We start from the raw sequence: 16723 nt of genomic DNA on the forward strand, positions 1-16723 counted from the left end.
CCTATCTTATTTCCTGCCATGAACATCTTATTGATTGTGTAATCAATAATTGATATATCCAGAAAGCTTAAGAATAACCTCCACTATCTAAATATTCGCGGATGCACATGTTTTTACACTCATTGAAAATTGTGAAGTATAGCCATATGAAAGCCTTTTTAGCGAAAGCTTTGAAGGGCTATGCTATGATTGGCTTAATGCTATTGTCGACCTTACAACTGGATGCCCAATTCACGATTACAGAATCATTCAAAGGAAATACCGCGGGTGCATTAACCCTTGGAGGAACAGCACAACTTACTTCGGGCACAATAGATCCTACCAACAATGGTTGGCTGCGCTTAACAAGTGATGCCCAGAACCAAGTTGGGTGGGGATATTTAAACCAAAGCTTTCCAACGAATTTGGGGGTGTTTATCGACTTTGAGTATGTTTCTTGGAGAAGAAGTAATGCAGGTGGAGGTGGTGATGGATTTTCCGTGTTCTTATTTGATGCAGCTACGCCTACTTTTCGTATTGGAGGAGATGGTGGTAGTTTAGGCTATGCACAGCACGGTTCTGTGCCTGGTTTGGCAGGGGGGTATATTGGAATTGGTATTGATGAATATGGCAACTGGTCGCGCTGTACGGATAGCAAAGTAGGAGGGGATGTTACCACAACAGGTAATTGCGCCAATGCTAACTCGAAAGATTTTATAGCGGCGAGAGGCCCGGCAAGCACGAATTATGCGTATATGAACGGGAACTATGCAGGCACCAGTGTGGATTACGATGTTATTACAAGCACCCGGCCATCAGCAACGGCCTATTACCGCCGTATTCAAATCAAAATAGAGCCAATCCAAGGCAGCAATAATTACAACCTTACTGTATTACTAAAAACCTCTGCAAACGGTAGCTTCAAAACCGTTTTTGGTCCCGTTGCCAGCCCTGCAGCCCCTGCTAACTTGAAATTCGGTTTCGCAGCTTCTACAGGGTCGGCTTCTAATATCCACGAGTTAAGAAATATCATTATTACTACGCCTGGTAATTTGAGTGTATTGTCGAGTGTAGACAAGCCAATGGTGGGTGTGAATGAAGATCTTACTTACAAGGTAACCGTGAATAACCAGTCGAATGCACGCGTAACTGGGTTGCCATTAACGAATAACTTTTCAGTTCCTGCTACCTTCCAAGTAAAGTCGATCAATTTTTCTAACGATGGTTACGCTAATAATACCGCCACAAACTATACCAATACTTCTTTGAATGGTGCACTGTTAAGTATGGACGCCAATAGTACGGCAACATTTACGATAAAAGGTACAGTTACTGGTTTACCACCAGGTGGGAATTTATCTACAAAAGCTTACTTAACACGTAATATACCGGGGATACCGGATAATGATCCAACCAATGATACTTCGATAACGGCTGTATCAGTGCAATCGATAGATTTAGCCATTCGAAAGGTAGTGAATGGTAGTCTTTCTAAAGGAAGTAATGGGTCGTATACACTTACTGTTACGAATAATGGCCCTTCGGCTAAGCCGGCTAATATAGAGATGAGTGTATCGGATTTCTTACCGGCTGGTTTAACCTTGAATGGTTCGCCTACAGGTTCAGGGTGGACGATCATACCTTACGGCAGTACTGGATTTATTGCTAAGAGTTCTGATGGGTTATCGGTAGGGGCCACGGCACCTCCTATAACGGTACCTGTGACTGTTTCTCCTACAGCCCCGGATAGAATAATTAACAGTGCTGAATTGCAATATATTTATGATAATTATTCACCGAATAATATTGCTTATGATACTTCTGAAACCCGTTCTACAGCGGATTTAGAATTGGTTTCGATTGATGTAGATAAAACACAGATTTGTATTGGCGATAGCGTACGATATACTGTTGTTGTTAGAAATAATGGTCCAGATAGAGCGAATGGTGCAACGTTTATATTTTCTGCGCCTAGCGGGTTTACTTCATTGAATTTTATAGGTGCTAGTATGAGCGGGGCAGGTAATTTATATCCAGGAACAATTAGTAACGGTATATATACAGCGAAAGTAGACCTTATTGCTAACGGAACAGCCACTTATGTAATAGTAGCAAGAAATACTTCCATACCTTCTGCGGGCAGTGGTACATATGTGGCCAGTATTATGCGCTCGGGTAGTACCTATGATCCTGATGCAACTGATCCAAATGTTAGTAACCCAACAGATCCGCAACACGAATGTGATGCGGCACCATCTGGTGTTGGCTGTAATAATATTAAATCGGGTACAACACTCATATTTGCCCAGCCAACAAAAGCCAATGCTGGTCCTGATACAAGAACGTGCTTAGGTGTTACCGTTTTCTTAAACGGTAATAATCCAACAATTGGTAAAGGCACATGGACCCAAGTGAGTGGACCAACAAATGCTGCTATTCTAAACCCGAATAGTGCTAGAACACAGGTGGATCAAATGGGCGTAGGTACTTATACATTTGTATGGAGCATAGCGAATGGTCCTTGTGCAATAAGTAGGGATACCATTTTATATACAGTAGACCCAATTCCTAATCCATCTAATGCGGGGCCAGACCAAACATTATGTAATGTTACCACTACTACCTTAACAGGAAGTAATCCAATACCGGGTGCAACGGTAACCTGGACCGTATTAGCGGGTCCGAATACACCTACGATTGTTTCCCCGAATGCGATTACAACAGCTATTAATAACCTTGTACCGGGTACATACCGTATTAAATATGATATCAGTAGTGGCAATTGTACGCCTACAACTGATACGATGAATATAGTGGTAAGCGCTTTACCTACAGTTGCCAATGCTGGGCCCGACCAAGAACAATTTAATAGTGGCGTGTTTGGAATGCAAGGGAATACCCCAACAGTTGGCCAAGGTACTTGGAAAGTAGTAGCGGGTGCAGCTACAATTGTAAACGTGAATAACCCAACGGCCACTGTGAACATGGCGGCACCGGGATCGGCCACATTGGTTTGGACTATTGCAAATGGTAGTTGTCCTCCATCAACAGATACAGTGGTAATTACCTATACAAGGAGAACGGCTGTAACAATTACTAAAACGGATAATGGGAATTACCGAGCCGGTGAAGAATTGGGATACATCATTGTAGTGAAGAATGCAGGTCCTACGGACGCTACGAATATTGAAGTGAATGATGTGTTGTCGTCACTATTGTTCGAGAATGCAAGTTGGAATGCACAAACGACAGGTAATGGTGTATTAATATCACCTGCATCAGGTACCGGCTTAAATATCCAAGCAAATGCTACCATTCCAGCCGGTGCGAATAATGCGATTACAATAACAATTCGTGCAAAATTACTATCTACCTTAAAAGGTGGAACTAATGTTTCGAATATTGCACGGGTATTAAATACAACACAAACGCCGGCTCCTAACGCAACAGTTACTGGAACAATTATAAATAGGCCGCCAGTAGCAGTCGCCGATAATTATTCTACAGTACGTGATGTACCTGTTTCAGATACGGTTACAAAGAATGATTATGATCCGGATGGTGATGTAATTACTGTGAATACAACACCTTTCACTCCACCACGAAATGGAACCGTTGTATTACGAGCCGATGGATCATTTACCTATACACCGAATGCCTCTTTTGTGGGTGTAGATTACTTTACGTATACAATTTGTGATCCTGCGGGATTATGTGCAAATGGAGAAGTATCCATTAATGTTGGCCCGGCACAAGCAGCACTTTCTATCAGGAAAGTTGCAGATAAAGACACGGCATTAGTAGGTGCATCATTAACTTATACTGTGTATTTAACGAATAGTGGTCCTAGTCCTATTCATCCAACAGAAGTATTTTATATTCAAGATCAAATACCGAATGGCTTCCAGTTAAGTAGCTTCACAGTAAGTGAAGGTACATTGAATCAATCCAATGGTGCATGGACAGGTGTTGATTTCACACCTGGTAAAACCATCTTTGCTACACTGGTGGGTACCATTCGTTCCGATTATAATCAACCTCAAATCCAAAACATCGTAACGGTACAGCCACCGAATAATGTCATTACAAATACGCCAAGTACTTCTATCACCACCCCGGTGAAACGTGCAACTGATTTGAGCATCGTAAAAACTGATAATAGCGACACCTTCGTGCCTGGTTCAACGGTTACCTATACCATTACGGTGTCTAATACCGGCCCTGCAGATGTGTTGAATGCTGTTGTTAGGGACGATTTGCCAACCGGTATAAACAATGCTACATGGACAGCCACTACTTCGGGTGGAGCGCAAGTAAATGCGAGTGGTAATGGTGCTATAAATGCGAATGTGAATATGCCTGCAGGTTCACAAGTGGTGTTTAAATACAGTATCCAGGTGCCTGCAAATTACCCCGGCAACTTGGTTAATACAGCAACAGTTACAGCCCCACAAGAAATTACAGAAACGAACACTTCGAATAATACATCAACAGATATAGATACCCCTATTCAGCAATTTGATATCGATGTTGTAAAAACAGGGCCTACGCAAGTAACGGCCGGTAATGCTATTACATACAGCTTCACAATTACGAATAATGGGCCATCTGATCTAGTGAATGCATTTATCGCGGATACAATCTCTGCAAAGGTTACTAATGTAACTTATACTGTAGCAACAACAGGTAATGCTAGTGCTACGGTTAGCAATGGTAGTGGAAACCGTATTAGCTTCAATGGTAATATAAAAGCTGGTGCCGGCAATAGTATTACGGTTACAGTAAATGGTACTGTGGATCCTTCTGCTACTGGTTCGTTCCGTAATGTTGCATATGTGAAACCAAGTGGTAGTGATAATGTTTCATCAAATATTGTTATATCAAATATTAATACAACATCTGGTGTTTCAATATCCAAAACGGGTCCTGTTACAGGTAGAGTAAAGGCAGGTGAAAAGATAAATTATACTGTAAGGGTATCTAATATAGGGCCATCTAATGATCCACATATTGTAATAGCGGATGCAGTTCCGAGTAATATTGTAAATGTAACTTGGATTGCAACTGCCAAAGGAAATGCTCAAATTGTTGCGGGCGCACCAACTAGCGGGGCTGGCAATAATATTAATACGGCGGCCAATATCCCGATAGATGATACTAATTACATTGAGTTAACTATAACTGGTACCGTTTTATCATCTGCCAGTGGTAACCTACATAATGTGGCTACAGCTACCAGCAGTTCGGGTGATATGAAATCTGCTGAGAATATTACACAAGTGGAAGTGGAACCAGCTTTGCAAGTAACTAAAAGTGGTCCTGCCACTGTAAATGCCGGCGAAACAATTGATTATACAATTGTCGTTCGTAATGCAGGTCCTTCAGATGCCATCAATACATCCATTACAGATGCGTTAGACCCGTCGATTACAAATATTACATGGACAGCCGTAGCGGCTGGGAATGCCACTATTACTAGTGGTGCCACCGGTAGTGGTAATGCCTTAGAAGTACGTGCGAATATTCCAGCAGGAAATAGCCATACAGTAACGATACGTGTAATAGGTACCGTAAAACCAAGTGCGCAGGGTGTTATTAATAATGGGGCTGCTGCCATGGTACCTGGTATAACAACCGTTACATCTAACCTAGTTCAAACTACCATTACAACGAAAGGTAAGATTGATATAGTAAAATCTGGGCCGGCAACTGTTGCGGCCGGTGATAAAATTACTTATCAAATTGTTGTTACCAACCAAGGGCCTTCCGATCTATTCAATGTAGCTTTCGTGGATACCATCTCAAGTCGGCTATTAAATCCTACCGTTCAGATGACGATGGGAGATACTGCCGGGTTGAATAGTTATAGCCGCGTTGACTCAGTTTTCCGTGCAAATGCAACATTACGTGCAGGTACGGCTAATAGGATTGTTATTGAAATTTCAGGCACTGTGGACCCCGGGTTTGAGGGTATTATCGAGAATACGGTATTTGCTATTTCAGGCAATGAAAGAACACCTTCAAATACAGTGGTTACGGCTGTTACCAATGATGCAAAAATTGCTATTCAAAAGAATGGACCTCTATTTGCAATACCAGGTGGAACAATCGATTATCAAATTATTGTGACGAATACAGGTGTGTCGAATGCGAATGATATTGAGATAGATGACTTAGTACCGGATGACGTTATAGATGTAACCTATACTGTTACAACACAAGGTAATGCTACTGCAAGATCGGCTTTCGGTAGTGGTAATATGATTAATTTTTCTGGCAGTATCCCAGCAGGTAAAGCAAACTTGATTATTGTGGATGTACACGGTCGTATTAAATCAACAGCTACAGGTAGCATGTTGAATATTGCGACTGCAGATTATCAAAATAAGCAAGAAGTACGCGATTCGGTACAAACGAATTTGGTGGTAAGTAACACGATCAATCTAGAGAAAACGGCACCGGCCACGGTAGATGCAGGAGGTATCTTAACTTATACATTAGTGGCATCTAATCTTGGACCATCTGATGCAAGGCAGGTAACGATTGGAGATGTGGTGAGCCCTCAATTGTCTAATGTAACGTGGACAACCCGTGCGGAAAAAAATGCGTCGATTGTTTCCGGTGGAACAGGTACAGGTAATAATGTGAGCTTGGTAGTGCATTTGCCGGCGGATACATCGAAAGTAGTCATAACGATTTCTGGTACAGTGAATCCAAGTTTTACCGGTAACATTGAAAATGATGCCAATGCTGTTGCTGATGGAAATGCTACGATCAGCAATAATGTACGTACGGAAGTAAAAGCTAACCCTACTATAAAAGTCAATAAATCTGGTCCTGCTACGATTAATGCCGGTGAGCAAATCGATTATACGGTGATTGTTACAAATGAAGGTCCGTCGAACGCTGTTGACATTGCTTTGCGGGATATTGTACCAACCATGATTGAGAATGTTTCGTGGACAGCTACGGCATCTGGTTCGGCAACAGTTACATTGGGTGCTAGTGGAGTGGGTAGTATTGTGAATGCGCGTGGAGATATACCTGCTGGAACGGGTAACCAGGTCGTATTACGTATTAAAGGAACAGTAAATGCTTCTTTTGTAGGGCAAATTGAAAATAGGGCAGTGGTAACGTCTACAAATGGTAACGATACTTCTAATATTGTGACTACAACTGTTACCAATGAAGCCAATTTGAATTTGGTGAAGATAGGTTCCGATACAGTGGCTGCCGGTAATGAAGTGAGTTATGTATTAGTATTACAAAATGCCGGGCCTTCTAATGCTAAGAATGTAACGATTCGAGATGTGGTGCCGGCAACTATTTCAAATGTTACTTGGAGAGCTATTACCATAGATAGTGCTACTATAACCAGTGGGGCAACTGGAACCGGTAATGTTGTTAATGTAACCGGTGATATTATTGCTGGTAGTAACCACGCTATTTTGGTATTTGTTGACGGTACGGTGGCGAATGATTTTGCGGGTTCTATAGTGAACAAGGCATATGCATTAAGTTCGTCAACAGATAGCATCGCTTCGAATGAAGTGATGACGGTGGTAACGAATGAATCTAAATTAGCAATTGGTAAATCGGGTCCGATTATTTCGTTGGCAGGTGGAAAGATTGTGTACCATATTGTGGCAATTAACCAAGGACCGTCATTTGCGCGGAATGTAAATATAACAGATATTGTACCTGCTGATATTACCAATGTAGCTTGGACGGCAACAGTGGGCGGAAATGCAACGATTGCCGGTGCTACAAATGGAACAGGTAATAATATTACAATTGTAGGTGATATTGCACCGAGTGTTAATGGCGATAATAGGATTGAAATTACTGTTACAGGCGAAATAAGCCCAGCATTTGCAGGTGCTTCTATTCTGAATCAAGCATCAGCAGTAGTGCCTGGTGGCATAGCCGCTAAAGATTCAGTTACAACCCGCGTGCGTCAATTACCAAATGTGAAAATTGTTAAATCAGGCCCTGCTGAAATAGCAGCTGGGGAAACAGTAACATACAATATACATGTAACCAATGATGGACCATCAGATGCACCACGCGTGGCAATTAGTGATTTACTCGCGGCAGAATTTGATAGTGTAGCTTGGACGGTAACCACAAGAGGCGATAGTACAAAAGTTTCGGCAACTAGTGGTACTGGGCCAGTAATACTTACAGGGGCTATTCCAGCGGATACGTCATCTTCAATCGACATTGTTATCAATGCAAGAGTGCGTGCTGACTTTGCAGGTCCGGGAATAAGTAATACAGCAGCTGCCATACCTGATGGATTTTCTCCGGTAACATCTACGGTTACGACGATTGTAAAATCGACTGCTAAATTATCGATCAGTAAATCTGGACCTGCTACAGTAGTAGCGGGCGAGTCAATCAATTATAATATAACGGTAACGAATACTGGACCGTCACTTGCGCGTAATGTAATAATTACAGATACGATTAGTAATCTTATCAGTAATCCTGTATGGACAGCGACTACTACTAATGGTGCGAGTGTAACGGTTTCTAGTGGCACAGGTAATGTACTAACGGTTGGTGTCATTCCTGCTAACAATGGTAGCGTTGTCGTAAATGTGCGTGGTACTGTGCCATCGAGTGTTAGGGATACTACTATAATAAATACAGCTTCGGCGGCATTACCGGCAGGATATACAGATTCTATACCTGTAAGAAGTACGGTACGCACTCAAGTGATGGAAGAAGCCGATCTTCAAATAGTTAAATCTGGTCCTGCTACCAAAGCGGCCGGTCAATCAATTACATATAGAATTGTGGCCAGTAACCGTGGCCCATCTGATGTAATAGGTGCTTATTTGAAAGATGAGATACCGCCGAATATTACACTGACAGGAGCCACCATCACCACAACGGGTAATGCTTCTTACACTACATTACCACCGAATGGAAACATTCTTTCGATGAATGCAAATATTCCGGCAGGTGCTGCTAATAGGATTATTATTGAAATCAGTGGAATTATTGATCCTGCAACACCACCAGGTATATTATCTAATACAGCTATTATTCAAGCACCATCAAATGTTACTGATAATAACCTCAGCAACAATACGAGCGAGGTTTCCACTACAATTACCAACGATGTCGGCGTACTGATTTCAAAATCCGGTCCAGCAAATATTAACGTAGGCGACTCTATTACTTACATTGTTGAAGTAACCAATAACGGAGCTTCCAATGCAACAGGTGTTGTTATTACAGATTTGGTGCCTGCAGATATTGAGCAAGTAACATGGACGGCGGTTGCTTTGGGCAATGGTGCTACCACCGTAAGCGCTCCAAGCGGTACAGGTAATAACATTAATCTAACAGCTGATATTGAAGGTACAACTGCAGGACCAGGTATGGTTACAATAACCGTACATGGTGTGGTGAGTCAACTTTCAAATGCTACGGTTTCCAATAGTGCATATGCAACCTTTGGTGGAGAAATCGACACTAGTATGGTGGTTACGCAGGTTAATACTTCAACAGATCTTACAATTAAGAAAACAGCCCCAAGTGAAATTGGCGCAGGTGAATTGATTCGTTATGTAATTGAAGTAGGTAATAATGGGCCTGCTAATGCAGTAGGTGCTAGTATTGTTGATAATATACCAAGTACCATTTCTAATGTTACATGGACTGTTACCACAAGTGGTGGCGCAACAATTAATACGCCAAGTGGTACTGGAAACACAATTAACTTAACTGCTGGTATTCCTGCACACACGGGGATTATTACAATTGAAGTAGTGGGTAATGTAGATCCTTCTTATGTAGGAGCGATTACGAATACAGCAACAGCAACACCACCAGCAGGCGTAACTGATCCAACACCGGCTGTGGCAACTGTAAGTACCAATGTTGTTTCCAAACGACTTTTACAAATAGTGAAAACAGGTCCATCTACTATGGCAGCAGGAGAAAGGATTAATTATTCTCTTTTAATAACGAATAGAGGTCCTTCAAATGCCAATAATGTGTTGATTACGGATGCAATTCCAGTCGAAGTAATAAGTCCATCATGGAACTCATCTGCTACGAATGGAGCAGCCATATTATCTCCTGGATTGGGAGCCGGTAATAATTTAGCTATTCGAGCCAATATACCGGTAGGGGGTAGAGTATTGGTTACGATCAGCGGTGTTGTAAATGGAAGTTTCAGCGGGGTTATTAGTAATACAGCGCATATAGAAGCGGGCGATATTGAGTTGAATAGTAATACAATTAACACCACTGTTAATAATGCTGCGAATGTGAAAATTACGAAATCGGGTAGCAGTACAGTAAATGCCGGCCAAACATTGAATTACCAATTACTCATCACTAACCAAGGACCTTCAACTGCACAGAATTTCGCAGTGTTGGATAGTTTGTCAAATGTGTTGAATAACATTACTTGGACGGCAACGGCTACGGGTAATGCAAGTATTGTAGGTGGAACTATTACAGGCACTACACGCATAATTGGATTTACTGCCACTATCCCAGTAGGCACATTGAACACAGTGCTTGTAAATGTTACAGGTACTGTTGCCGCAAATGCTACCGGCCAAATTGTGAATTACGCTACTGGAACTATGAATAATGGCGGTATGGTGGTAAGTGATACTGTTACGACAACGATTAATAATAGCGCAAATCTAAGAATCACTAAATCAGGACAAGATACAGTAGCAGCGGGCAATTCATTACAATATGAAGTAAATGTTTATAACGATGGGCCTTCCGACGCAACAAATATTATTGTTAGGGATATTGTGCCAAGTATGTTGCAAAATGTAACATGGACAGCTACGTCGGCTAAGAATGCAAGCATTATTGGTGGTGATATTACGAATGGAACAGGTAATGTGAATTTTGTAGCGAACATCCCAGTTAATGGAAGCATTAAGGTGCGTATTATGGCCAATACAGGTGCCGATGCAAATGGTACTATAACCAATACTGCAGTTGCTGTAAAATCGGCTACAGACAGTACGTTGTCAAACCAAGTAGTAACAAGGATTATCAACAGGTCAAATATTAAAATTCGCAAAACTGGTCCTGCTATTGCAGCAGCAGGAAATACGATTCAATACCAAGTGGTGATTAATAATAGTGGTCCTTCGAATGCTAACAATGTTACTGTGAGTGATATTGTGAGTGACACATTACAAAATGTGAGTTGGTCTGCTACAGCTGAAGGAACAGCTACAATTGTTGGGGGGAATAAAACCAATATTGCAGGCGATGTAAACCTTGTAGGTAATTTACTGGCGGGCGATAGTAACAGGATTGTGATCAATATCCAGGGCACCATTGCACCAACTTTCCGTGGTATTATTCGCAATACTGCATCTTACCAAGCTAGTGGAAGCACAACAAGTGTAAATAGCAACGAAGTACAAACAACCATCGTGCTGCAACCAAACTTGCGCATTGCGAAAAGTGCGCCAGATAGTTTAGCTGCCGGCAAGGATATCCATTACACGCTGTTAACAACGAATAGTGGGCCATCCGACGCAACAGCAGTTCAAATCAATGACCTAGTTCCTACAAGTATTAGTCAAGTACGCTGGTCGGCTACAGCAATTGGTGCCGCCAGTATTACAAGTGGAGCAACGGGAACTGGTAACCAAGTGGCAATTATTGCCAACATCCCAGCGGGTAGTAATAACCAAGTAGTGGTACAAATCGATGGACTTGTAAATGGTAATTATACCGGCATTATTAAAAACCGTGCATCGGTTGATACAGCAGGCGTACCGGCAGCGATGGACTCAACCAATACACAAATTGTAAATGCTGCGGCGCTTCGCATCACGAAAACCGGTCCATCTACGGCCGTTGCCGGCGGTGGTATTTCATATACCATGCGCTTAGTGAATAATGGTCCTTCGAATGCGAGCGGTATTACATTCTCTGATGTTATTCCATCAGCTATTCAAAATATAAATTGGCGGGTAAAAGCGAATGGAAATGCTACGATAGGTACACTGAAAGAAGTAACGGGTACTAGTAGTACAATTTTATTTACATCGAATATCCCGGCAGGCGATACAAATGCGATAGATGTTACAGTTTCGGGAACGATTGATCCTAGTTATGTAGGAACGATTGTTAACAAAGCTTTCTATCGCGATGCACAGAATAAAACGGATAGTGCTAGTGCTACTACGGTGGTGAATAATGTTGCGAATGTTACGATACGGAAACGCGTCAATGGCACTGGCGTATCAGGCAGTAATGTAAGTTATTCGATTACGGTGAATAACAATGGCCCGTCGAATGCGAAGAATTTAGTGATTGAAGATGTTGTACCAGCCGGCATACTTGTAAGTGGTTGGACAGCTAGCCCATCGGGTAATGCAATTGTAACGGGAGCAACTAGCGGTACGGGTAATAATATTGTAGTAAATGGTAGTATTGAAGCAGGAAGCAATAATGCGATCAATATTCAAATAGCAGGTACTATTTTACCAAGCACGTTGGCATCTACAATTGTTAACCGTGCTACGGTGAGTGATACGAGTGGTCGATTAGCCATTGATTCAGCCACCTTGCTAGTTCGCCAGGAATGGAATGTAACCTTGCAAAAACTGGGAACATCCACTGTTGTGGCTGGTGAATCTATTCAATACACCATTAAAGCTAAGAATGTTGGTCCTTCCGATGCAAATGCAATGCGTATACAAGATGTTTTGCCACAAGGTATACAAAATGCTACTTGGACGGCCGTTGCTACAGGAACAGGTGTAACGGTATCGCCTGCAAATGGAACGGGTAATATTGATGCTTTGGTGGCAATTCCGGCAGGAGCAAATAATGATGTTACATTTACTATTAATGCGAACACTGATCCTGGCTATAATGGTAATAACATCGTGAATAAAGCAAGTATTACAACACCAGGTAACATGCTCATCCAAGATAGCGTTATAACAAATGTGCAAACGATTACCGGTGTGAAGATTGAGAAATCTGGTAATACCCAAGCTATTGCAGGGGGCATTATGAGTTATTCCATTAACGTAACCAATGATGGGCCGTCTATGGCAAGAGATGTGGCGATTAGGGATATTTTACCTGTAGAATTGATAAATGCAACTTACACTGTAACAACAAGTGGAGGGGCAACTGTGAATACTACCAGTGGAAGTGGTAATGTTAATATAATTGCACAGATTCCTGCTACAGTAGGACTTGTAACGATTAAGATTGATGGAAGATTGCATGCAAACACAACTGCCAGTATGATAACGAATACTGCTTATGCGAATAGCGACTCGAGTGTGTTCCAAACAGGTGTGTTGCGGGTAGCAGACTTAGCTATTGTGAAAAGTGGTCCTGCTAACAAGATTGCGGGCGAGAATATTGTTTATAAATTAGAAATTACCAATGCAGGCTTCAGTGATGCGCCGAATACTTTAATAGAGGATATTATACCGGCAAGCATAGTGAATGGTCGTGCTGTTGTAACTACAGTTGGCAGCGCAACCATTGTTTCGCAGAATTTGGATGCTAATAATGTATTGCGTGTTATTGCAAATATCCCGGCAGGTACCAATAATAAAGTGAACATAGATGTATTAGGTATAGTAGATCCAAGTACTGCACCGGGTGTTATTACTAATACCGCGAATGTTACTGCAGGACAGGGTGTGGTTGAATTAACCACTACAAACAACAGCAGTACAGTTTCCACCATAGTAAGTACAGATGTTGGTGTAAATATTTCGAAAACGGGTCCTGCATCTGTGAATATCGGCGATACTATTCGGTATACTATAGAAGTTCGTAATAGTGGTATTTCAACTGCAACACCTGTAGCCATTAGAGATAATGTACCGAATGTAATTACGAATGTTACATGGACGGCCAGGCCGGTGGGTATTGGTTCAACGGTTAGTCAAACTACAGGCAGTGGAAATAACATTGCTTTAACTGCTACTATCCCGGGCACTTCATCCGCAGCAGGAAGCGTGCTCATTGAAGTACAAGGCATAGTAAGTAGTAGTGCGGGAAATACAATTATTAACGTTGCAGAAGTTGAATACGATGGCAATAGAACTAGTACGGTTACAACAGTTGTGAATCGTTCTGTGGATTTACAAATACGAAAAACAGCACCACCTATTGCCGATGCGGGTTCGCCAATTCAATATGTATTGCAGGTCCAAAACTTTGGCCCGGCGGCAGCGCAGAATGTACATATTCTTGACAACATTCCGCCATCTATTTTAAACCCAACATGGCGTGTGACAACAAGCGGAGGGGCTACGAGTACGGTAACATCAGGATCGGGTAACGTTTCATTCAATGCTAACATCCCAGTTAATACAGGCTTGGTAACTATAACCGTCGATGGTCGAATTGCACCAACATTTGCTGGAACTATTACAAACATTGCTACAGCAGATCCTGAACCTGGTGTATTTGATCCAACAAAAGCTATTGCTTTAGTGGTAACGAATGTATTAGCAGAAAGTGGATTAACGATTAAGAAAGCCGGACCAATTGAGTTGCCGGCAGGCGCTACAATCAATTACGAGTTAGATATTACGAATGATGGCGAATTGACAAGAACAGGTGTCGTAATTAATGATCCTATTACAGCGGATATTCAAAATGTAAGCTGGACAACAGCTGCTTTTGGTGGCAGTACAATAACTGCTGGTGCAACAGGAACAAGTGCAAACGTAAATGTTACAGCAGATATCCCGGTGGGAGGCCGTGTGAGAGTGTTTATCCAAGGAACATTAGGCAGAAGTGTAACTGATTTTGTTCGTAATACAGCCACCGTTACTTATAACACGGAAGTAACGAATAGTAATACTATCCTTACATTGGTAACAGCCGTTCCTACAATTCAAATCACCAAAGCTGCATCGGCAAGGCAACTAAAAGCAGGTGAGCAATTAACCTACAACTTGGTGTATACAAATAGTGGTCCTTCTAATGGCAACAGCCTTATCTTAAGTGATACGGTAGCTACAGCATTACGTAATGTAAATTGGACAGCTACTGCAACAGGTAATGCCAATATAAATGGTGTATCAAGTGCGAGTGGTACGGGTAATTTAGTGATGTTGAATAATGTAGCAATACCTGCAGAGGTGGGTGCCGCGGTAAATGTTACGATTGTTGGCGTTGTGGATTCATTGTTTAGCGGTACAATAAATAATACCGCTTATAGTAAATCGCCAACAGGTATAGATGCGCAATCGAATAGTGTATCCACTGTTGTGTCGGGTACTTCATTTGTAACTGATGTAGCTATTACTAAAGCAGCCCCAACTATGGTGTTGAATGGAGGTTCAATCGAGTACCTTATCACGGCAAGAAACAACGGACCAATTGCAGCTAACAATAGTACTATTATGGATGTATTGCCAAGTAATTTGTCAAGAATTTCAGCGTCAATATTAAATACGTCGGGTGGAGCTAGTGGCAGTATAGATGTGAATGGGAATACGAATACGATTACTGCCAATATGGGTGCTTTCCCTGCAGGTAGTACAATTACAATTTCAGTAAAAGGAATCGTTACTGGTACCGGCGCAATCACCAACACCGCTACAATCGCAACACCGGCTACGATAACAGACAATAACTTAGCGAATAATACAAGTACTGTTAGCACGTTAATTGAAGCATCTGCTAAGGTGAATATAGAGAAAACAACCTCAACGGCAGGACCGTACTTAGTTGGTCAAACCGTTCGCTACCGTTTATTGATACGTAATCCAAGTAACTTTGACCTGCACAGTCTTAATGTTGCAGACAGGTTCCCTCCAAACGGTACATTATCGGCGCCAATATTAAGTACACCAAGTAAGGGTACAGCCCAATTTGATGCAAATACAAATGTGCTTAATTGGAGTATCCCACAATTGAAATCAGGTGAAATTGCAACATTTGAATATGACGCAACTATAGTCAAAGAAGGTACAATTTTAAATACAGCTACGGTAACAGCAGAATCTGTGGGCGGTGGTCCTTCACTAATTGAGTTTACTTCCCTTACCTTACAGGCAGGTACACAGGCTGATTTGGCAATTACTAAAACGTTGAATAATACATCAACGCTTAGTGTTGGGCAAAAAGCGGATTATACAATTACCGTGGTGAATAATGGTCCTAATACGGCAAGGCTGGTTGTGGTAACGGATGCGGCACCAACGAATACAAGTACATTCGAGCTTGTAAGCAGTACTGGAGGTAATATACAAGTAGCGGCAAACGGCAAGGATTTCACATGGAGAATTGATACCATGGCTGTTGGGCAAACGGCGGTATTGCACTACAAATTGCGTATAAGCGGTGTGGGGAATGTGGCAAACCAAGCTACAGTTAACGCCTTAACCGCTGATCCGAATACAACTAATAATGCAGCTCGTACGCGCGATGAACAGGTAGGAGGTAAGGATATTTATATACCGAATATTATCACACCAAATGGCGATGGTAAAAATGATCGCTTCGTGATTATTGGTATCGAGAAATATCCAGGCTCGCACTTAACCATCTACAATAGGTGGGGTAACCAAGTGTACCATTCCAATAATTACGATAATACTTGGGATGGACTGAACTTGCTGCAAAGCACTTACTATTATATTCTTAAATTAAACACCCCGCAAGGCGAGCAACTCTATAAAGGATGGGTTGAACTTACGCGGTAGGCGATACATTATTTAATATCCCGGCCGGCATACAAAGCGATTTGTAT

At 41.9% G+C, this 16723-nt stretch carries 1 protein-coding gene; it reads left to right on the forward strand.

All coding sequences use genetic code 11. The features are described from left to right. The first annotated feature begins 146 nt into the window (after positions 1-146). Positions 147-16676, forward strand: coding sequence for a T9SS type B sorting domain-containing protein (locus tag LX64_RS14895; protein WP_158538632.1), 16530 nt, complete (start codon positions 147-149; stop codon positions 16674-16676). The last annotated feature ends 47 nt before the right edge of the window (positions 16677-16723 follow it).

It is taken from the genome of Chitinophaga skermanii, from assembly GCF_003259335.1.
GTDB lineage: Bacteria > Bacteroidota > Bacteroidia > Chitinophagales > Chitinophagaceae > Chitinophaga > Chitinophaga skermanii.